23 protein-coding genes, 1 tRNA gene and 1 pseudogene are annotated in these 20,016 nt (G+C 58.1%); 16 read left to right on the forward strand and 9 right to left on the reverse strand.

The features are described from left to right. Positions 1–29: 29 nt before the first annotated feature. Both ABUK73_RS11675 and ABUK73_RS11680 read left to right on the forward strand, forming a co-directional pair. Positions 30–1,343: a sugar ABC transporter permease gene (locus ABUK73_RS11675; RefSeq protein WP_113088969.1), complete on the forward strand. Its 1,314-nt coding sequence runs from the start codon at positions 30–32 to the stop codon at positions 1,341–1,343. 34 nt (positions 1,344–1,377) lie between these two features. After that, a complete protein-coding gene (locus tag ABUK73_RS11680) occupies positions 1,378–2,160 on the forward strand; it encodes an ATP-binding cassette domain-containing protein (RefSeq protein ID WP_113088968.1) in 783 nt (260 codons plus the stop codon). 69 nt (positions 2,161–2,229) lie between these two features. Here ABUK73_RS11680 and ABUK73_RS11685 read toward each other — a convergent pair whose 3' ends face one another. Beyond that, positions 2,230–2,739 (reverse strand): MarR family winged helix-turn-helix transcriptional regulator, encoded by a 510-nt coding sequence (locus ABUK73_RS11685; RefSeq protein WP_113088967.1) that lies wholly within the window; start codon positions 2,737–2,739, stop codon positions 2,230–2,232. A gap of 461 nt (positions 2,740–3,200) precedes the next feature. On the opposite strand from ABUK73_RS11685, the gene ABUK73_RS11690 reads away from it, so the two are divergent. Next, positions 3,201–3,277, forward strand: a tRNA-Arg gene (locus ABUK73_RS11690). On the opposite strand, the gene ABUK73_RS11695 is transcribed toward ABUK73_RS11690, so the two are convergent. Continuing rightward, entirely contained in the window at positions 3,278–3,982 is a 705-nt protein-coding gene (locus ABUK73_RS11695) for an anti-sigma factor (RefSeq protein ID WP_353577416.1), read from the reverse strand. Further along, the gene (locus ABUK73_RS11700) at positions 3,979–4,539 is read right to left on the reverse strand and encodes a sigma-70 family RNA polymerase sigma factor (RefSeq protein WP_353577417.1); all 561 of its coding nucleotides are present in this window, start codon (positions 4,537–4,539) and stop codon (positions 3,979–3,981) included. Before ABUK73_RS11700 ends, ABUK73_RS11695 begins: the two co-directional genes overlap by 4 nt. A 185-nt stretch (positions 4,540–4,724) precedes the next feature. Here ABUK73_RS11700 and ABUK73_RS11705 point away from each other — a divergent pair, with 185 nt between their 5' ends. Beyond that, complete coding sequence (locus ABUK73_RS11705; protein ID WP_353577418.1) at positions 4,725–5,510, forward strand: DUF4394 domain-containing protein; 786 nt, start codon at positions 4,725–4,727, stop codon at positions 5,508–5,510. 44 nt (positions 5,511–5,554) lie between these two features. Here the strand turns inward: ABUK73_RS11705 and ABUK73_RS11710 are convergent, their stop codons facing one another. The 3 genes from ABUK73_RS11710 to ABUK73_RS11720 form a co-directional block, all read right to left on the reverse strand. Further along, positions 5,555–6,559 carry an alpha/beta fold hydrolase gene (locus ABUK73_RS11710; RefSeq protein WP_353577419.1) on the reverse strand — a complete coding sequence of 335 codons (1,005 nt, stop codon included), beginning with the start codon at positions 6,557–6,559 and terminating at the stop codon, positions 5,555–5,557. A gap of 124 nt (positions 6,560–6,683) precedes the next feature. Continuing rightward, positions 6,684–7,100 carry a DUF2177 family protein gene (locus ABUK73_RS11715; RefSeq protein ID WP_353577420.1) on the reverse strand — a complete coding sequence of 139 codons (417 nt, stop codon included), beginning with the start codon at positions 7,098–7,100 and terminating at the stop codon, positions 6,684–6,686. 25 nt (positions 7,101–7,125) lie between these two features. Beyond that, the gene (locus ABUK73_RS11720; RefSeq protein WP_353577421.1) at positions 7,126–7,497 is read right to left on the reverse strand and encodes a DUF2147 domain-containing protein; all 372 of its coding nucleotides are present in this window, start codon (positions 7,495–7,497) and stop codon (positions 7,126–7,128) included. A 180-nt stretch (positions 7,498–7,677) separates the two neighbouring features. Between ABUK73_RS11720 and ABUK73_RS11725 the strand changes: the two genes are divergently transcribed. Genes ABUK73_RS11725 through ABUK73_RS11735 form a run of 3 tightly spaced genes read left to right on the forward strand, consistent with a single transcriptional unit; the run spans position 7,678 to position 10,054 of the window. After that, complete coding sequence (locus ABUK73_RS11725) at positions 7,678–8,466, forward strand: DUF1295 domain-containing protein (RefSeq protein WP_353577422.1); 789 nt, start codon at positions 7,678–7,680, stop codon at positions 8,464–8,466. Between the two features lies 1 nt (position 8,467). After that, entirely contained in the window at positions 8,468–9,499 is a 1,032-nt protein-coding gene (locus tag ABUK73_RS11730; RefSeq protein ID WP_353577423.1) for an SAM-dependent methyltransferase, read from the forward strand. Positions 9,500–9,502: 3 nt separating this feature from the next. Next, the gene (locus ABUK73_RS11735) at positions 9,503–10,054 is read left to right on the forward strand and encodes a hypothetical protein (protein ID WP_353577424.1); all 552 of its coding nucleotides are present in this window, start codon (positions 9,503–9,505) and stop codon (positions 10,052–10,054) included. On the opposite strand, the gene ABUK73_RS11740 is transcribed toward ABUK73_RS11735, so the two are convergent. After that, positions 10,027–10,236 carry a hypothetical protein gene (locus ABUK73_RS11740; protein ID WP_113088958.1) on the reverse strand — a complete coding sequence of 70 codons (210 nt, stop codon included), beginning with the start codon at positions 10,234–10,236 and terminating at the stop codon, positions 10,027–10,029. The genes ABUK73_RS11735 and ABUK73_RS11740 overlap by 28 nt on opposite strands. 208 nt (positions 10,237–10,444) lie before the next feature. Here ABUK73_RS11740 and ABUK73_RS11745 point away from each other — a divergent pair, with 208 nt between their 5' ends. The 3 genes from ABUK73_RS11745 (at position 10,445) to ABUK73_RS11755 (ending at position 12,731) form a co-directional block, all read left to right on the forward strand. Next, positions 10,445–11,860, forward strand: coding sequence for a phosphomannomutase (locus tag ABUK73_RS11745; protein WP_353577425.1), 1,416 nt, complete (start codon positions 10,445–10,447; stop codon positions 11,858–11,860). Positions 11,861–11,964: 104 nt separating this feature from the next. Continuing rightward, entirely contained in the window at positions 11,965–12,366 is a 402-nt protein-coding gene (locus ABUK73_RS11750) for a group II truncated hemoglobin (protein WP_353577426.1), read from the forward strand. Next, a complete protein-coding gene (locus ABUK73_RS11755) occupies positions 12,363–12,731 on the forward strand; it encodes a DUF423 domain-containing protein (RefSeq protein WP_353577427.1) in 369 nt (122 codons plus the stop codon). The genes ABUK73_RS11750 and ABUK73_RS11755 overlap by 4 nt, the downstream gene beginning before the upstream one ends. A gap of 4 nt (positions 12,732–12,735) precedes the next feature. Here ABUK73_RS11755 and ABUK73_RS11760 read toward each other — a convergent pair. Next, a pseudogene (locus tag ABUK73_RS11760) lies at positions 12,736–13,044 on the reverse strand (DUF2325 domain-containing protein); the annotation flags it as partial. A 201-nt stretch (positions 13,045–13,245) separates the two neighbouring features. Then, on the reverse strand, positions 13,246–13,902 hold the full coding sequence (locus tag ABUK73_RS11765; RefSeq protein ID WP_113088953.1) for a TetR family transcriptional regulator C-terminal domain-containing protein: 657 nt from the start codon (positions 13,900–13,902) through the stop codon (positions 13,246–13,248). Positions 13,903–14,165: 263 nt separating this feature from the next. On the opposite strand from ABUK73_RS11765, the gene ABUK73_RS11770 reads away from it, so the two are divergent. The 6 genes from ABUK73_RS11770 to ABUK73_RS11795 all read left to right on the forward strand — a co-directional run bounded on the left by ABUK73_RS11770 (position 14,166) and on the right by ABUK73_RS11795 (position 20,005). After that, positions 14,166–15,437 (forward strand): Zn-dependent hydrolase, encoded by a 1,272-nt coding sequence (locus tag ABUK73_RS11770; protein WP_454892359.1) that lies wholly within the window; start codon positions 14,166–14,168, stop codon positions 15,435–15,437. Beyond that, positions 15,434–16,888 (forward strand): dihydropyrimidinase, encoded by a 1,455-nt coding sequence (gene hydA / locus ABUK73_RS11775; RefSeq protein WP_353577429.1) that lies wholly within the window; start codon positions 15,434–15,436, stop codon positions 16,886–16,888. Before ABUK73_RS11770 ends, hydA begins: the two co-directional genes overlap by 4 nt. A gap of 2 nt (positions 16,889–16,890) precedes the next feature. After that, the gene (locus ABUK73_RS11780; RefSeq protein ID WP_353577430.1) at positions 16,891–17,256 is read left to right on the forward strand and encodes a hypothetical protein; all 366 of its coding nucleotides are present in this window, start codon (positions 16,891–16,893) and stop codon (positions 17,254–17,256) included. After that, positions 17,253–18,047 carry an ABC transporter ATP-binding protein gene (locus ABUK73_RS11785; RefSeq protein ID WP_353577431.1) on the forward strand — a complete coding sequence of 265 codons (795 nt, stop codon included), beginning with the start codon at positions 17,253–17,255 and terminating at the stop codon, positions 18,045–18,047. Before ABUK73_RS11780 ends, ABUK73_RS11785 begins: the two co-directional genes overlap by 4 nt. A 213-nt stretch (positions 18,048–18,260) precedes the next feature. Then, positions 18,261–19,136 (forward strand): ABC transporter permease, encoded by an 876-nt coding sequence (locus tag ABUK73_RS11790; protein ID WP_353577432.1) that lies wholly within the window; start codon positions 18,261–18,263, stop codon positions 19,134–19,136. Beyond that, positions 19,133–20,005, forward strand: coding sequence for an ABC transporter permease (locus ABUK73_RS11795; protein ID WP_353577433.1), 873 nt, complete (start codon positions 19,133–19,135; stop codon positions 20,003–20,005). The genes ABUK73_RS11790 and ABUK73_RS11795 overlap by 4 nt, the downstream gene beginning before the upstream one ends. The last annotated feature ends 11 nt before the right edge of the window (positions 20,006–20,016 follow it).

Raw genomic sequence — 20,016 nt, forward strand, 5'->3', positions numbered from 1 at the left:
CATGAGATATTTCAAGGAGTATAGGGAATATGGCGGAACAAACCGTTGTCGCACCGTCATCCGGTGCGCGGGCAGAGCGGGGAAACCCGTTGCGACGCTTTTTAAACGCGACGGAAATCGACACCCGGCTTCTGGGCATGGTCGTGGCGCTGTTTTCCATATGGGTTGGATTTGAAATCCTGTCCGGCGGCCTGTTCCTCACCTCGCGCAATTTGTGGAACCTTTCGGTTCAGGCGGCATCCGTGTCCGTCATGGCAACCGGCATGGTGCTGGTCATCGTCACCCGCAACATCGACCTTTCGGTGGGATCTATCCTCGGCTTCGTCGGCATGATCATGGCTGTGACCCAGACGCGTTTCCTGCCGGGATGGCTGGGTTACGACCACCCGATGTCATGGATGATCGCTTTAAGCGTCGGCATCGTGCTGGGTGCTGCCATCGGTGCATTTCAGGGCGTGATCATCGCCTTCATGAATGTTCCCTCCTTCATCGTCACGCTGGGTGGCCTGCTGGTCTGGCGCGGCGCGGCATGGATGGTGACGAGCGGTGCGACCGTTGCGCCCATGGACACCCGCTTCCGTCTTATGGGCGGCGGCGCGGACGGATCGATTGGCGCCACAGCAAGCTGGATCGTTGGCATCATCGCCTGCGTCCTCATCATCCTGTCCATCATCAATTCAAGACGCCAGCGCAAACGGTTCGGTTTTCCGCTCAAACCTATCTGGGCGGAATATCTGATGGGTATCATCGGCTGCGGCGTTGTGCTTGGCGCGGTGAAAGTGCTGAACAGCTACTACATGCCGGTCAATCTCGCCCGCAAATATGCCGAGGCAAACGGCATAGCATGGCCGGATGGTGGGCTTGAGATTTCCCTTGGCATTGCCATTCCGGTGCTGATCGCGCTCGGCATCGCCATCGTCATGAACTTCATTACCAATCGCACCCGCTTTGGTCGCTACGTCTTTGCCATTGGCGGCAACCCGGAAGCTGCGGTTCTGGCTGGCATCAAAACACGCTGGGTCACGGTCAGGATATTCGCGCTGATGGGTGCGCTATGCGCGATTGCCGCGGCCATCTCTACGGCGCGTCTGAATGCTGCGACCAATGCGCAGGGCACGCTGGATGAGCTTTACACCATCGCCGCAGCCGTCATTGGCGGCACGTCGCTGGCCGGTGGTGCTGGGACCATCGCCGGTGCCATTCTGGGAGCCGTGGTCATGCAATCGCTAAACTCCGGCATGGTACTTCTGGGAATGGATACGCCATTGCAAAGCATCGTCATCGGCGTCGTGCTGGTCATGGCCGTCTGGCTGGACACGGTCTACCGCGCCAGAGCCAAGTGATCATGCGCCAAACAATAAAAGAGGAGTTTCCGATATGACGGACCAATCCACTCCGCTTGTGGAAATGCGCAATATTTCCATTTCTTTCGGCGGCATCCACGCGGTGGAAAACGCCTCGGTAGACCTTCACCGCGGTGAAGTCGTGGCGCTGCTGGGTCACAATGGCGCGGGCAAATCGACGCTGATCAAAATCCTGTCCGGCGCCTATCGTCGCGATGGCGGCGAAATCCTCATCAATGGTGAGGATGCCGATATCAGAAACCCGCGCGATGCCAAGAAATTCGGCATCGAAACCATCTACCAGACGCTGGCCGTGGCCGATAATGTCGATGCCGCCGCCAATCTCTACCTCGGTCGCGAATTGCGCACCCCATGGGGCACGCTGGACGATGTGGCCATGGAAGCCTCTGCCCGCGAGGTCATGGGCCGTCTCAACCCCAACTTCAAACGCTTCAAGGAGCCGGTCAAGGCGCTCTCAGGCGGCCAGCGCCAATCCGTCGCCATCGCCCGCGCCATTCTTTTCGACGCCCGCATCCTCATTATGGACGAGCCGACGGCAGCGCTCGGCCCGCAGGAAACCGCACAGGTGGGTGATCTGGTCAAGGAGCTGAAGAAGCAGGGTATCGGCATTTTCCTGATCAGCCACGACATCCACGATGTCTTCGACCTCGCAGACCGTGTTTTCGTAATGAAAAACGGAAAGGTCGTCGGCCACGCCAGAACGCAGGATGTGACCAAGGACGAGGTGCTGGGCATGATCATTCTGGGCAAGGTGCCAGCTGGCGCAACCCCGGGCCCCGGCGCCATGAAAGTGTAAACACCTCCAAAAGAAAAGGTGCGGCCAAACCGCACCTTTCTGGTCTTCATCGATAAAAAGTGCCTGTGATCAATCCTGAATGCGGCGCAGAAGACCAACCAGCTGGTCACGCGCCTTCTCACCGCCCAAACGGTCGATCAGCTTGTCCTCGTGATCTTTCCAAATCTGGGAAATCTCTTCCAGAACGGAACGACCCTCCTCGGTCATCTCGATATAATGTACGCGCCTGTCGGAATCCGAGCGGCGTCTGTGCAGCAGACCCTTGTCCTCGAGACCGTCGATGATGGCAACGAAGTTGGCGCGCTGGATACCGAGCGCTTCTGCAACATCGCTCTGCTTCAAGCCCGTATTGTTCGCCACGACGATCAGAACCGAGAAATCTGCCGGGCGCAGCCCGTAGGCCAGCAGGCTCTCGTTAAAATCACTTACAACCGATAGCTGAGCGCGTCGAAGCCGATAAACAACGGCCTCCGATAGAATCGAATAGTCGATTTCTGACTTGGAAACCATAGGCACTTCATCGGCTTCCACATAGGCCATTTTAGCTCTGCCATGCTCGAATGCGAGACTGACTGTCATTCTGGTCCCCTTTGATTCGTCTTCGTGAACTATAGTTAATTACCCAATTACGTTTATTAGAACAAGGTTTAATAATAGATAAAGCAACGATATAAAGTTTTGCGCCCGTGATTAGTCGCTTTCATTACAAGTTAGCGCAAACATAGCTCAGGTTGCATCCCGGCTCCTCCCCACAACATCATGTTTTCTCGCAATAAAAGCAGTTGAAACACTCAAAAAGCAATTATGCGGCAAAATACTACTTGCAATGCGAATATGCAAAAACCAGAATATGCGCTAAAATTAATCCTGATATTTTTTTGGTCGCACAATTTTTAAGCGAGGAAAATCACGCCCGGAGATATGCTTCTGACGCAATAAACCAGTCGCAAAACCACCACATCGATTTTACGCATTGATGCGGACGACAAGCTGAGCTAAGAACCAATCGCTACCAGATGCGATTCATCGCACGCACGGATGCACCCGTAGCTCAGCTGGATAGAGTGTTGGATTCCGATTCCAAAGGTCACAGGTTCGAATCCTGTCGGGTGCGCCACTACAACGGTATCTTCGCAAATCCCTTTACCAGTATCGGTCCTGTCGGCCTGCCAGTTGGTGATCCGCCTGATTGTTCGAGCGTGATTTCGTAGAGCTGGTCGTTTTTCGGTTCTGGCAAAGTTGGCGTTGCCAGTTTGGCGGAGCGGTGCTGGTCCAGGAGGCCGAGGGAGACGGGGCCCATTTCGCGGTTTGGGAGGGTCCAGACCTGCATGGTTTTGCCTTCCGGCACGGTGAAATCGGCCAGCAGGCGGATGCTGGCCTGTTTGTTGCTGAAGTCTTCCACGATGGCCTGGGGCTCACCGGCGTCGTTCACCAAAATTGCGACGACGACCGGATCGACCGGGCGCATGAGAGACCAGCCGAGGCCGGCTGTCAGCAGCAGCGATGCGGCAAGAGATGCGACGGCGGTTCGTTTCCACAGCGACAGGCGATTGTCGTTGGAAGCGGCTAGAGGCTTTTTAGGTGTTTCGTCCTGAGCAGCTGCTAGACCGGCGTCGATGCGTTGCCACAGCGATGGGCTGGGTGGTGCTTCATCGACGGATGTGTCGAGCGGCAGAAACCGCTCTCGGCTGGCGGCGATGGCATCGCGCAGATCGCGGTTGTCGGTGATCTGTGCTTCCACGCGCTCTTGGTCGTCGTCATCCAGAAGGCCGAGCACATATTCATCGGCGATGCGGGCGATGTCCTGCTTGATCTCGGTCATGCCATGCACTCCCGCAGCGAAGACAGGCCGCGCCTTATCCACGACTTCGTGGTGCCGAGCGGAATTTTCAGCCGTCCGGCAATTTCACCATGGGTATAGCCGCCAACATAGGCCATGAGAATGCCGCGGCGGCGGGTTTCATCCAGCGTGGAGAGGCAGTCACGAAGCTTGCTGTTCTGGTCCAGCCGGTGCCAGGACGCCATGATCTGCTCCACATGCTGCGCTTCCTGCAACGTCTCCAGATGATCGTCCGTCACCAGATCCTCGCGCTTGCCGTCTCTGAGCATATTGAGCGCCCGGTTGCGAACGATGGCATAAATCCAGCCCCGCGCAGAGCCGCGCTCCGGCGCATATTGGTGCGCGTTCTTCCAGATGCGGATGAAGGCCTCCTGCACCACCTCTTCCGCCAGATCGCGTCGCCGCACGATACGCTGGGCCACGGCGATAAGCCGCCCGGCTTCCCTGTCGAAAATCAGCCGCAAGCCGTTTCGATCCCCCTTGGCGCAGGCGGTAAGGGCCGCGCCAAAATCGTCTGCTTGTGTCTGCTTTACGTCCAAAGAGCCTCTCCCGCTGTGCATGTTCTCTAGAAAACCATACACAGGAAACGCCACGTTGGATGCAAATCAAAAAAAATTTTGCACCGCTGCATCCAAAGGCCCCTCCCCATGTGTCTACCCTTTGAGAGCGATGAACAGCGCAGCGCTGGCCGCCTCTCGAAACGGATTTAACACGGGAGAAAGATATGACCATCATTCGCACAGCAACGATTGCTTCTGCCCTGCTCGCTGCAACAGCAACCTATGCCTCGGCAGCACCCGTTCTCGGTCTGACCGGCGACAAGACGCTTGTCATGTTCGATACCGAAAAGCCTGAAGTCACCAAGTCCATGGACGTGACCGGCGTCGACAAGCTGGTCGGCATCGATTTCCGTCCCGGCAACAAGACGGTTATTGGCGTGACACCTGACAACACCATCGTTTCCATCAATCTGGAAACGGGTGCAGCAACCGAAGTCGCAAAAATGGACAAGCCGCTGACCATGACGCAGGCACCCGTCATCGTGGACTTCAACCCCATGGCAGACCGTCTGCGCTACATGACCGGTACGACCAACCACCGCGTCCACCCTGATACGGGTGCCGTGACTGTCGATGGTACGCTGGCCTATGAAGATGGCGACATGCACAAGGGCGAAACGCCAAATGTCGTGGCAGCCGCCTACACCAACTCGTTTGGCAAGCCTGAAAAGACCGCCATGTATAACATCGACGCCACCACAGGCGCGCTGGTTCAGCAGACCAAGCCAAATGACGGCACGCTGAAGTCCATCGGCAAGCTTGGCATCGATGGCAAGCCTGCGACCTATGCCTTCGATATTCAGACGACGGCAGAAGGCAAGAACACCGCATGGCTGGCAGCAGACAAGACGCTTTACACCGTCGATCTGGAAACCGGTAAAGCCACCAAGGCAGGTGACATTACGGGCGTTGAAAACCCGGTTCGCGCCATCGCCATTCTGTCGATGTAAGTCAGAAAGACAGGGACTGGCCGGTGTTGCACCGGCCAGTCTACTTATTTGCCGTCATTGGCAATTTTTGCTTCCAGCGTTTTTGCGATGGATTTGAGATTGCGCTTCTTGCCAGCAATCTTTTCCATGGCCGCAATCGCCAGATCGCTCGCCACATAATCTGACTTGTGGCCGAGATTGTGCACGACGATCAGTTCCGCACCGCGGATGTCGCGCGCCAGATGGCGTGAATGGATGTCGGTGGACACGACCTTGTCGGCATCTCCCGCAATTATGACGGTCGGCGCTTTTATGTCACGAAACTGCGCGGAAGCCGTCTTCGCCCAGGCATTCAGCCCGCCCACTTCCTGCGCATTATGGCGGAAGGCAACGGGACGCAGCGCCTGATAGGCCTTGGTTTTGGCAATGTAGTCCGAAGGTCGTGGATTGGGCGCAAAGACGGATTTTACCGCCCCATCGATAACCAGAGCCCCGGCAGCGGGCGCAACCAGCGTGCTGAACACCACGCCAGCAACGGGCACGCGCGCAGCATCGTAATACCAGGAGACGCCCCCCGGCCACGGGTAAAGCGCAGGCGAGAGAAACACCAAGCCCTCCACCATATCCTTGTGTCGCACCGCAAAGGCCGCCGTTATCGCGCCGCCGAAGGAATGACCGACGATAATGGCTTTGCGAATGCCGCGCTTCTTCATCAGGGTCGCGATAGCGTCTGCCTGAGCATCCGGCAGAATATTGGCCTTTGGTCCCACATCGGAGCGGCCATGACCGGGCCTGTCGACGAAGAGCAGCGTTGCTTTGCCTTCCAGCTTCTCGCGAAACGCATACATCGGGTCATAGAGGCTTGTGCTGGCGCCGTGGATGAAGACGATGGGCGGCAGGCTTGCGCCTTTTTTGGCGGGCAGCAGCACGCTGTTCAGCTTGAAGCCGCCGACATCGATCCGGGCTTCGCCTGTTGTCGTTGCGCTTTCGGTTTTTTCCGAGGCCAGAGCGCTTCCTCCAAGCATGATCGCAAAGAAAACACCAAACACGGTAACGAGATGAGACGCCATGATAATCCTGAACTGCTGCGAAACTATTCTTCTACTACGTCGCGCGCAGGATGCCGGATTGACCATGCGGCAGAAAATTTGAACCCGACCGTCTGGAGACGCATTACGCGGGCGGCCGGGTCCGTCAATGGGCGATACGCCCATTCAGTTTTTCAGTGATCCAGTGTCCCGCACAGGCGGACACGGCGGAGAGAACGGAACCCCAGATCAGATCGGCAATGGTCAGCGTCGTGGACCAGTTTGCCAGCGTTGCCTGATTGGTGAGGTCGTAGGTGGCGTAGGCCACGAAGCCCAAAAGCGCGCCATAGAGAAACGAGGTGCCGAATTTAGCGGTCACGAGGCCGGGGCGAACGGCAAAGAAGGTCAGACCCGCGGCATAGATCAGGTAAAACAGAACCGCCGGAACCGGCCGGAAATCCGCCGCCAGCATGTCGCCAAGTGCTGGCCGGTACAGCACATTGGCCATCACACTCAGCCACACGAAGTCGATGGCGACAAACACCACCAGCGTCGAGACATAAGCAACAACACGTTTCTTCATTCGCAAATCCCAGCCCTTCAAATCATTACTGAATGCGCGACCAGTCTACGCCCTTGCAGAGAATACCTGCGAGAACACAGCCCTTTGTCGTCATCGTGTCGCCCTTGACCGAGACGGTCAGCTTGTAGGTCAGGTCGCGCTGTGGATCGAAAGCCGTGCCGGAATATTCGCCGTCGGATGTCGGCTTGATTGTCATCACCAGACGGTCGCCGGCTTTTTCCTTCGGCGTGCCGGGCTTGATCCAGGTGTTGGTGGCGCAAATGTCCGATCCGCAGGGCGCAATCTTGACCTTCGCATTGCCATCACCGCGCGCCCATTGGCCATTGATATCCGCAGCCGAAGCAGCACCCGCAGATGCCGCCACAATGCAGATGGCGTATTTCCATGCCGTATTCATGATCATCTCCTCCAACGGAATGCGTCTGCACCCCGCCTTTGAAGACTAGAACGGTCGAAAGGTTTCATTGGATCACAAAGAATCGGCGCTTCAGTTTTTTTCCGCGCAAAGGAAACCATTTCGTCTTCCCCGCCGTAGTCTATCTGTAGCGACAGGATTATGGGGTGGAAGTAGAATGCGATGAATTATGGATTGTTGATCTTCATTGCTATTGGCCTCAGCCTCGTCATGACTGCGGCATGGGCTATCCAGAGAAAAACCGGCGCCAGCGGCTGGATCGATACGATCTGGTCTTTCTCCGTGGGCATTGGCGGCCTTGTTGCCATCCTCTTTGCATACGGTACGTTCGAGCGGCGCGCAGCCGCCTTTCTTATCATCGCCATCTGGTCCGTCAGGCTCGGCAGCCATATCGGTTCGCGTACCAGAGGCGGCGGCGAAGACCCGCGTTACGCCAAGCTGGTGGAGGAATGGGGCACTAAGGCCAGCATCCGCCTGTTCCAGTTCCTGCAAATACAGGCGCTGGCTGGTCTGATCCTAGTTGTCGCCATTTATGTCGCGGCCTCAAATACGGCCCCCTTCCCGACTGCGCTCGATATCGTCGGCATTCTCGTCGCCATCATCGCGCTCGGCGGTGAAGCCCTGTCGGATCGCCAGCTCGCACATTTCCGCAAGAAGCCGGAGGCGAAAACCGAAATCTGCGAGGAAGGCCTGTGGCGCTATTCCCGCCACCCCAATTATTTCTTCGAGTGGCTGTTCTGGTGCGCGTGGCCGCTGCTGGCGCTGACCGGCCCGTCACCATGGAGCTGGGCATCGCTGCTGGCACCAGCACTCATGTACTGGCTGCTGGTACACGCATCGGGAATTCCGCCGCTGGAAGAGCATATGCTGCGCTCTCGCGGCGAGAAATTCCGTTCACTTCAACGGCGCGTCAACGCGTTTTTCCCGGGACCAAGAAAAGAGGAGGTATAAGATGAATATGCTGGCTTTCGCCATTAACACCGCAGAGAAAGCACCGCTTTCCGACAGCCTGACACTGACCGGCATAGATTTTCTGTGCAACCGGACAAAACGTCGGCTGGAAAAAGTACCGCACGCGGAAGAGCTTGCCTTTGCGCGGGATATGGCAAACTTCCCCGTCGCCACCCATACGGATGAGGCCAATCGCCAGCATTACGAAGTACCGGCCGAATTCTTCGCGCTTGTCCTTGGCCCTCAGCGCAAATATTCCTGCTGCTATTACCCCAGCGCGACCACGACTCTTGCCGCTGCCGAAACGGCAGCTTTGGCCGAAACGGTCAAACACGCCGATATCTATGATGGCATGGATATTCTGGAACTCGGCTGCGGCTGGGGCTCGCTTTCCCTCTACCTTGCCCGGCAGTTTCCCAATGCACGCATTACGTCGGTGTCCAATTCCTCATCCCAGCGCGCCTATATTCTCGGGCTCGCGGCACAACAGGGCATCACCAATCTGACGGTCATCACTGCCGACATGAATGATTTCGCCCCCTCCGGCCATTATGACCGCATCGTCTCGGTGGAAATGTTCGAACACATGTCCAACTGGCGCGCGCTGTTTGAGCGTACGCGCAGCTGGCTGAAGGAGGATGGCAAGCTGTTCATCCACGTCTTCAATCACAAGGACCGCTCCTACCGCTTCGACCAGAACAATCCGGCAGACTGGATTGCACACCACTTCTTCACCGGCGGCATCATGCCCGCGCTGGATTTGCCGCATCGCTTCGAAGACGTCTACAATGTCGAGGCCGAGTGGCGCTGGTCGGGCGATCATTATCGCCGCACGGCCATGGACTGGCTCGCCAATTTCGACCGGGAATCCGAAAACATCACGCCGATTTTGCAGAACGTCTATGGCAAGGACGCCAATCTGTGGCGTCGGCGCTGGCGGCTGTTCTTTCTGGCGACCGCCGGGCTCTTCGGACATGACAAGGGTGCGGTCTGGGGTGTCGGTCACTACCTGCTGACGCCTGCGAAGGCCTAAAGCATGGCAACGGAGGATGGAACACGCGATCCCCTTACGGCGGCGACGACCACCGTCGCCTGGGTGATCATCATCAACAAGCCCTTCTATCCTCTGACGATCTGGTGGCTGGTTGGAAATGGCGTCGAGGCATCGCTGATCAGCGTTGTCTCCGCCCTGTTCTTCCTTGCCATTCCCTTCATCGCCCGGCGGTCGGCCCTCGCCGCCCGCATCGCCCTACCCCTCATCGGCACCATCGATACGGTTTTTGAAACCAAACTCTTCGGCACCGGCTCCGGCACGGAGCTGTTTTTCGCAGCCTGCATCATGCTCGTCGCCGTGTCCTTTCGGGCTGGCGAAAGGCTGTGGCAGATCGGCATGACCGGCGTCGTCTTCGCCGGTTTTCTGCTGACACGTTATATGATTGGCGACGCGCTACACATCTGGGACGCGCCTGACCTTGCCAAGCTGCTCAATCTTAACGCCTTTGCCGTGGCCTGCCTTACGGCCTTCATCGCCCTTCGCTATGCGGGGCTGGACCGGGGAGATCACTCCTCGGGAACAAGGCCGTCATAAACCTCCAGCAGGGCTGCGGAAATGGCCGCACCCAGACTGTTGGCCGCCTCACGGATCGCGTTTTCATCGCCTTCGCGTGACGCGATGGCGAGGTCCGATCCCTCTGCCGCAATAATCGCCTTGGCGCGCTCAATCGCCCAGAGACCGAAATCACCGCGATTGTCGATCGATACCGTTTCCATCTGAAATCCTTCTACCAAGCTCGCCACTGTGCGAGCGGCTGATATAGGGCGAGCGGGCGGCAGCTGTCAAAACTTGAGAGATCATCGCGGATCGTCTACCAACCAGAGGCATGTCATAGATGGGATCAATGCGGCGGCTTTTGCGTTATGTTTGATATCAGTTTGGCCGATAAGCGATAAAACGACTTAGAATAAGGAAGCATTTCACATGAGCCTGAAGTTTGGAACAAGCGGTCTCCGCGGCCTTTCGCAGGATTTGAAAGGCAAGGCATCCGCCATCTACGCCACGGCCTTCGCACGACATCTTCTGACTTCCGGACAGGCAAAAGCTGGCGATCCCATCTTGATCGGGCAGGATTTCAGAGACTCAAGCCCCGCTATTGCGCAGACCTGCATCGATGCCCTTGCAGCAGCAGGCCTGAAGCCTATCGATTGCGGAGCGCTGCCGACACCGGCGCTTGCGCTCTACAGCCTGTCCCTCAAGGCAGCGGCACTGATGATCACCGGATCGCACATCCCCGCAGATCGCAACGGCATCAAATTCTATCGCCCGGATGGCGAAATCGACAAGCAGGACGAAACGGCAATTGCCAAGCTTGCCAAGACGGTCGAAGCCGAAAATATTCCGGTCACATCGGCAAGCGCTGAAAACCGGGCAGAAAAGGCCAATGCCTTCTTCTTCGAGCGCAACGCCTCGCTCCTGCCCGAAAATTCGCTGTCCGGCCTCAAGATCGGCGTCTACCAGCACAGCACGGTTGCACGCGACCTGTTCGTGGAGGTTCTGAAGCACTATGGCGCAGATGTTCTGCCGCTTGGCCGTTCTGAAACCTTCATTCCGGTTGATACCGAAGCGGTCTCTGCCGACACTCTGGAGAAGCTCAAGGCTTGGTCGGCTGAGCATAAGCTCGATGCCATCATCTCCGCCGATGGTGATGGCGACCGGCCCTTGCTTGCAGATGAACATGGTGATCCCCTGCGCGGCGATCTCATCGGCCTCATCACCGCAAACTTCCTGAAAGCAGATGTCGTGGTCACGCCCGTCACTTCCAATTCCGGCATCGAAGACAGCGGCGAATTCGAGGTTCTGCGCACCAAGGTCGGCTCACCATTCGTGATTGCGGGCATGGAAGAAGCTCTTTCAAAGGGCAATAAGGGCGTGATCGGCTTTGAAGCCAATGGCGGTTTTCTGACGGCATCGCCCTTCACGCTGAATGGCAAGACGGTTTCCGCCCTGCCGACCCGCGATTGCTTCCTCCCCCTGCTCGCCGCCTTGAAACTCGCCGCCGAACAGAAAAAGCCGCTCTCCGAAATCGCCGCCGCCTACAAGCTACCCGTCGCCGCCGCAGATCGCTTGCAGGATTTCGCGCAGGAAAAGAGTGCTGCGCTGATGGAGCATCTGCGCTCCTCACGCACCAATCTTGAAAGCTTCCTCAAGCCCGTCGGCGCGGTTAAAGAGACCAGCGATATCGATGGTCTGCGGGTTACGCTCACAAACGGCGACACCATCCACTTCCGCCCCTCCGGTAATGCACCTGAAATGCGCTGTTATGTGGAGGCTGCCAATGAAGACGATGCCGATACCCTGCTGAACAAGGGCCTCGATCTCATCCGCAACTTTGGTTGAGAGAACTCCAAAGGTGCGGCGAAGCGAATTGCCGCACCCGCCCTTTGCTGTTGCTCTTTTCGTCCTGAAGCGGCAAAACCGAAGGGAAACGGAGACTGCACGCGGTGTCGGACGAGACCATCACGCTTTATGAGGCCATTGGCGGTGAGACCACCGTCCGCGCATTGGCGAAACGCTTTTACGAGTTGATGGATACGCTGCCCGAAGCCGCACGCTGCCGCGCCATCCATCCGCCAGACCTTTCCGGCAGCGAGAGCAAATTTACCGATTACCTGCTCGGCTATCTCGGTGGACCCCCTGTCTATGTCGAAAAATACGGCCATCCCATGCTGCGGCGACGCCATTTCGTGGCACCCATTGGTGCTGCGGAACGCGATGAGTGGCTCCTGTGCTTTCGCCGCGCCATGGATGAGACCATCGAAAACCCCAAGCTTCGCGACATCATCTGGACGCCGATAGAGCGGCTGGCATTCCACATGCAAAATCAGGAAGATACTGCATCATGAGCAAAAGCTGGCTGCGCGCAACGAGCCTTTTCCTCTCCGGCCTTCTGGGGGCCAGCGGCGTGGCTCTCGCGGCTGCGGCAATGCACACGGGCGCGACACAACTGCTGGGCAACGCATCCACAATGTGCCTTGCCCATGCGCCCATTCTTCTGGGCCTCTATATCGGTTGGGAACGTATCAAAACTGCAGCACCGGCAGCCATTCTGCTTGGTGTCGGAACGGTACTTTTTGCTGGAGACCTCGTCTCACGCCATTTTACCGGCAGCGGCGCCTTCCCGATGGCTGCACCCATGGGCGGTATGGGCATGATCCTCGGCTGGATCGCCGTGGCAGCCGCCGCCTTTTTCAAGAAGGCGCGCCAGTAATTTCTCAATTGGCGGCAGCGCGGTCATTCATTGTCTGAAGCGCGCGCTCCAGGCTGGATTTGCTGCCATTGCGCAGCGGAATGAAGGTTTTGCCGAACTTCTTGCAGCCAGACTTTACCCGCAAACACGCATCGTGACTGATACAGTCGATGGGGCAAAACACGCAGTCCACAGAGGGAAGCAGCGTATCGATACGCGAAACCGCTTCGCGCAGACCGCCATCGTGATGGATGAGTTCAGCATCGAAGTTGCTGGCAATCTGGCGAAGATGCGCAACCTGACAGTCACGGCCGCCGACATAGAGGAAGCTCTTAGGCCCGGCAGGCGCTTGTTGGGAGACGGATTGCTCTGCCTGCTGCGGCACGTTGCCCCGCTTGCCGTTTCGCTCCGCCTTCTTCTTGTCCTTGCGCGCCATGCCTCACCTTATCGTTGAAAACCACCACCTGTGCGATCAGGTTGGTGCTACGATAATAAAGATGAGTTTTAGAGTAAAGTATAAACTTGATGCAAAACGTCATGTTTTTGCAGATGGTGTGGAAAATATGCCTAAACCACCCATGAACAGCTGTTCGAGAAACCGCGCCGCATCCTCGAAACGCCCTTCTCCGGCATTGTCTCCCAGCACCGCCCGCACCTGCACGTCGAAATCCGCATAGTGCTGAGTCGTGGCCCAGATGGAGAAAATCAGGTGGTACGGATCACACGGCGCCATGCGTCCCGCCTTGGCCCATGCCCGGATGACGCCAGCCTTCTCATCCACCAGCTCCTTCAGCGGTCCCTTTAACTCGTCTTCCACATGAGGGGCGCCCTGCAGGATTTCGTTGGCAAACAGACGGCTTTCGCGCGGATAGTCGCGCGCCATTTCCAGCTTGCGGCGAATATAGGAGCGAATTTCCGCCTCTGGATTACCCTCGGCATCGAAAGCCCGCAACGGGTCCAGCCAGGTATCCAGCACGCGCTCTATCAGCGCGCGGTGCATCGCCTCCTTGGTGCGGAAATAATAGAGCACATTCGGCTTCGACATCCCCGCAACGTCGGCAATCTGATCAATCGTCGTGCCGCGAAAGCCGCTGACCGAGAAAACGTCGAGCGCCGCTTCCAGAATGGCCTCTTCTTTTTCTTCCTGTATCCGCGTTCGCTTCTGCGTTTTCGCCGCTCTGGGTATGGCCATCTAAGGGTCTCTGTCTGTTTTGAATGCAATTGGAAGGCAGGTTTGGGCAAAAAATAATCGTTGATGAAAGCTCAATCAGAAAATACCGCTTTACACAGCAAAAATCCCCCGGTTTCTTTTAGGCACCAAAGCCAACATTCACAATGTTTACCAGTCGGTCAAATTAATCGACTGCCCGCTTCGCCCACGCATTTCGCCGCGTCCTAATGGAACGGCACGCCCCTTGCATGATGACGATCAAAACAGGTGAGGAAAAGACTGGCATGCCGGAAACACCCGCAAAAAATCCAATAGCCGCGAAAAATCTGACCATCGACACCGACCGCCTTTGGGACAGCCTGATGGACATGGCGAAGATCGGCCCCGGCATTGCCGGTGGCAACAACCGCCAGACCCTGACGGATGAGGACGCCGAAGGCAGAGAGCTGTTCAAGCGCTGGTGTGAGGCCGCAGGCATGAGCATGGGCGTCGATGCCATGGGCACCATGTTCGCCACCCGCCCCGGCACCGACCCGGATGCCCTGCCCGTCTATATCGGCAGCCACCTCGACACACAGCCAACCGGCGGCAAGTTCGATGGTGTGCTGGGCGTGCTGGCGGGACTGGAAGTGGTGCGCAGCCTCAACGATCTCGATATCCGCACGAAGCACCCTATCGTCATCACCAATTGGGCGAACGAAGAAGGCGCGCGCTTTGCGCCCGCCATGCTGGCCTCCGGCGTTTTTGCTGGCATTCACGATCTCAACTACGCCTATGCCCGCACCGACATAGCGGGCAAGACCTATGGTGAGGAGCTTAAGCGCATCGGCTGGCTGGGTGAAGAAAAGGTCGGCACGCGCAAGATGCACGCCTATTTCGAATATCACATCGAACAGGGACCGATCCTCGAAGCGCAGAACAAACAGATCGGCGTCGTCACCCATTGCCAGGGCCTGTGGTGGCTGGAGGTAACGCTGACCGGCAAGGAAGCCCACACCGGCTCCACGCCGATGCCCATGCGCGTCAATGCTGGCCTCGCCGCCGCCCGCATTCTGGAAAAGGTGCAAGAGGTTGCCATGGCCCACCAGCCGGGCGCGGTGGCCGGTGTCGGGCAGATGATCTTTTCGCCCAACTCTCGCAACGTTCTGCCCGGCAAGGTGGTCTTCACCATAGACCTGCGCACGCCATCGCAGGAAAAGCTGGACGCCATGCGCGCCATCTTCGAGCGCGAGGTGCCTCTCATCGCAGACGAACTTGGCGTCGGCTGCAACATCGAAGCCATTGGCCATTTCGACCCCGTCACTTTCGACCCGGTTCTGGTCGGGCGCGTGCGCAATGCGGCGGAAAAGCTCGGCTACAGCCACATGGACATCATCTCCGGCGCTGGCCACGACGCCTGCTGGGCAGCCCAACTCGCACCCTCCACCATGATTTTCTGCCCCTGCGTGGGTGGTCTTTCCCACAATGAAGCCGAAGAGATTTCGCCTGAATGGGCCGCCGCAGGCTGCAACGTGTTGCTGCACGCGGTTCTGGAAACTGCGGAGATCGTGGAATGACCACCATCATCAAAAACGGCACCATCGTCACCGCCGATCTGACCTACAAGGCCGATGTCAAAATCGATGGCGGGGTCATCATCGAGATCGGGCAAAACCTCTCCGGCGGCACTATTCTGGATGCCACGGGTTGCTACGTCATGCCCGGCGGTATCGATCCGCATGTGCATCTGGAGATGCCCTTCATGGGCACCTATTCGGCGGATGATTTCGAGAGTGGCACACGGGCGGCCCTGAGCGGTGGCACGACGATGGTGGTGGATTTCTGCCTGCCGGAACCCGGCCAGTCGTTGCTGGATGCGCTCAACCGCTGGGACAACAAGGCCACCCGCGCCACGTGCGACTATGCCTTTCACATGGCGATTACCTGGTGGGGTGAGCAGGTCTTCAATGAGATGAAGACTGTCGTGCAGGACAAGGGCATCAATAGTTTCAAGCACTTCATGGCCTATAAGGGTGCCCTGATGGTGAATGACGACGAGATGTTTGCCTCCTTTTCCCGCTGCGCCGAACTCGGCGCACTGCCGATGGTGCATGCGGAAAACGGCGATATCGTCGCGCAGATGCAGGCGAAACTTTTAGCTGAAGGCAATAACGGGCCGGAGGCGCATGCCTATTCCCGCCCCGCTTCCGTCGAGGGCGAAGCCACCAACCGCGCCATCATCATTGCGGATATGGCAGGCGCACCGCTTTATGTCGTCCATACCTCCTGCGAACAGGCGCATGAGGCCATCCGCCGGGCACGCCAGAACGGTATGCGTGTCTATGGCGAACCGCTGATCCAGCATCTCATTCTCGACGAGCGCGAATATGCCAACCCCGATTGGGACCACGCCGCCCGCCGCGTCATGTCACCACCGTTTAGAAACAAACAGCATCAGAACAGCCTCTGGGCAGGACTTGCTGCCGGCTCGCTGCAATGCGTGGCGACCGACCATTGCGCCTTCACGACAGAGCAGAAGCGCACCGGCATCGGCGATTTCACCAAGATACCAAACGGCACCGGTGGGCTCGAAGATCGCCTGCCGCTTTTGTGGACGCACGGCGTAACCACGGGCCGCCTGACGATGAACGAATTCGTCGCCGTAACCTCGACCAATATCGCCAAGATCCTCAGTCTCTACCCGAAAAAGGGCGCTATCCTCGTCGGCAGTGATGCCGATATCGTCGTCTGGGACCCGACGCTGGAAAAGACCATCACCGCCAAAAACCAGCAATCCGCCATCGATTACAATGTCTTCGAAGGCCAGACGGTCAAGGGCCTGCCTCGCTTCACGCTCTCTCGCGGCGTCGTGGCAATCGAGGAGGGCAAGATAGAAACAAGCGAAGGCCACGGCCAGTTCGTGGCCCGCGAGCCCTACCCCGCCGTAGCCAAAGCACTGTCCACATGGAAAGAACTCGTCGCACCCCGCAAGGTGGAGCGCACGGGCATACCGGCGAGCGGAGTGTGATGATGATGAAGACGATTTTGATAGCAGCTATTATGTCGGCGTTGCTAGGTTCCACAGCCAACAGCGCGACATTTCTCGATGGAGCCTATGGAGAAAAAGAGGGCTGCACCTATTCGAAAACAGGTGAATCGAGCGGTGCCGACGAATTTTTCCTCCTGAATGATGAGGGCATTACCACCTCCACGGCCTTCTGCGCCTTTTCCGGCAAACCGACAAAAACAGCGACCGGCTTCAAAATCGTCACCCAATGCGAAAGTGAGGGGGACAAAGGACAAAAGGAAACCGTCGAGCTCAAAAAGAGTGCCGATGGATACACCATCAATTTCAAGGATGGCACAAGCTGGGGACCGCTTCCGAAATGCCAATGACAGAACCCGCTCCCTTCTCCGTCGTTTCCGCCAAAAATCTTGGCCTAACCTTTGAAACCGGGGATGGTCCGGTGCATGCGCTTTCCAATGTCGATCTGGAGGTCAAGAAGGGCGAGTTCGTATCCTTCATCGGTCCTTCCGGCTGCGGGAAGACTACGTTTCTGCGGGTCATTGCCGATCTGGAAAAGCACACGTCAGGCGAGATCACCGTCAACGGCACGACACCGGAGAATGCTCGCAAGGATCGATCCTATGGCTATGTGTTTCAGGCAGCGGCCCTTTACCCGTGGCGCACGATTGAAAAGAACATAGCATTGCCGCTCGAAATCATGGGCTATACCAAGGCGGAACAGCAGGCGCGGATCGAACGCACGCTTGATCTGGTCAACCTCAGCGGCTTTGCCAAAAAATTCCCCTGGCAACTGTCCGGCGGCATGCAGCAGCGCGCCTCCATCGCCCGCGCGCTGGCCTTCGATGCCGACCTGCTGCTGATGGACGAGCCCTTCGGCGCGCTGGACGAGATCGTCCGCGACCATCTCAACGAGCAGCTTCTGAAACTGTGGAGCACTACGGGCAAAACCATCTGCTTCGTCACCCACTCCATTCCCGAAGCGGTCTATCTCTCCACCAAAATCGTCGTCATGTCGCCGCGTCCCGGGCGGGTGACTGACATTATCGAGTCGACTTTGCCCACCGACCGGCCACTGGAGATTCGCGAGACGCCCGAGTTTCTGGAGATTGCGCACCGGGTGCGTGAGGGGTTGAAGGCGGGGCATAGTTATGAGGGGTGAGCCGTTGTCCTTCGCGCGTGTGGCTACCCCCCTCTGCCCTGCCGGGCATCTCCCCCTCAAGGGGGGAGATTGGCTGGGCGCACCGACGTCGCTTCAGTCTCAACGACAGAGTTTGCCGAGAGCTCTCCACAAGTCGATCTCCCCCCTTGAGGGGGAGATGCCCGGCAGGGCAGAGGGGGGTCGCCAAGGGCACGACGGAAGAGGAGGCCACCCATGACCACTCTCAGGCACCGCATCCTTCCCGTCCTCACCATTCTCCTCGCGATTTTCGTCATCTGGCACATCGCCGTCGTCTATCTCAACATGCCCTTCGCGCGCGATCAGGCCGCCAGAGCAGGTCAGCAACTGACCTTTTCGGAACTCCTGCCGCAAACTTTTGCGCAGGAACGCCCCGTTCTGCCTGCCCCGCACCAGATCATCGCGGAGCTGTGGGATACGACCGTCAACAAGGCCGTCACCTCCAAGCGCAGCCTCGTCTACCATGCGGGCATCACGCTTTCGGCGACGCTGCTGGGTTTTGCCATCGGCACGGCGCTCGGTATTCTGCTGGCGGTGGCCATCGTCCATAACCGGGCCATGGATCGGTCGGTCATGCCGTGGATCATTGCCAGCCAGACGATCCCTATCATTGCCGTGGCACCGATGATCATTGTCGTGCTGAATTCCATGGGCATTTCCGGCCTGCTGCCGAAGGCGTTGATTTCGACCTATCTGAGCTTCTTTCCCATCGTCGTCGGCATGGTGAAGGGGCTGCGCAGCCCGGAAAGCATCCAACTGGATTTGATGCACACCTATCATGCCGCGCCGTCGCAAATCTTCTGGAAGCTGCGTTGGCCATCGGCCCTGCCCTATCTCTTCACCTCGCTGAAAATTGCCATCGCCATTTCACTGGTCGGCGCCATCGTCGGTGAGTTGCCAACGGGTGCCGTCGCTGGCCTTGGTGCGCGGCTGCTCTCTGGTTCCTATTACGGCCAGACAGTGCAAATCTGGGCTGCGCTCTTCATGGCAGCAGCCGTTGCGGCCATTCTGGTTTCGATTGTCGGCATGGCCCACACGGCGGTGCTGAAGAGAATGGGAGAGCGGCCATGAGCTATCCCGGCTGGGTCATCAGCGCAGTCCTGTTCTGGCTTGCCGCCTGGGCGTTGAACGAATGGCTGGTGCGCCGGCGTTTTCAGACCACTTCAGCTAAACGCGCTAGCAGCATCGCTATCCCGCTCATATTCGGTGCTGCCATCATCATGCTGTGGGAAGGCATGGTGCGCGGTTTTGCCATTCCTTCCATCCTGCTGCCAGCGCCTAGCGCCATCTTCCTGCGGCTCATCGGCTCCGTCCCCATTCTATGGGCGGATTTCCGGCAGACCTTTTTGAAAGCGGTGCTGACGGGCTATGTGTTGGGCTGCGGTCTGGGCTTTGCCGTTGCCGTTATCATCGACCGCTCGCCCTTCCTGCAACGCGGGCTCTTGCCCATCGGCAATTTCGTCTCGGCGCTGCCGGTGGTCGGCATCGCGCCCATCATGGTCATGTGGTTCGGTTTCGACTGGCAGTCCAAGGTTGCCGTCGTCGTCATCATGACCTTCTTTCCCATGCTGGTGAACACGGTGCAGGGCCTGTCCGCCTCCAGCCACATGGAGCGCGACCTGATGCACACCTATGCCGCCAGTTGGTGGCAGACGCTGGTGAAACTGCGCCTGCCCGCCGCTTGGCCTTTCATCTTCAACGCCTTGAAGATCAATTCCACGCTGGCGCTGATCGGTGCCATCGTGGCGGAGTTCTTCGGAACGCCCATCGTGGGCATGGGATTTCGCATCTCCGCCGAGATGGGCCGGAGCAATGTGGATATGGTCTGGGCCGAGATTGCCGTCGCGGCAATCGCAGGCTCGGGTTTTTACGGGCTGGTGGCGCTGGCAGAACGCGCCGTCACCTTCTGGCATCCGTCCGTCCGCAGTGGACGCACGTAAACAACGAAAAA

Source organism: Agrobacterium vacciniicorymbosi (genome assembly GCF_040427045.1).
Lineage (GTDB): Bacteria > Pseudomonadota > Alphaproteobacteria > Rhizobiales > Rhizobiaceae > Agrobacterium.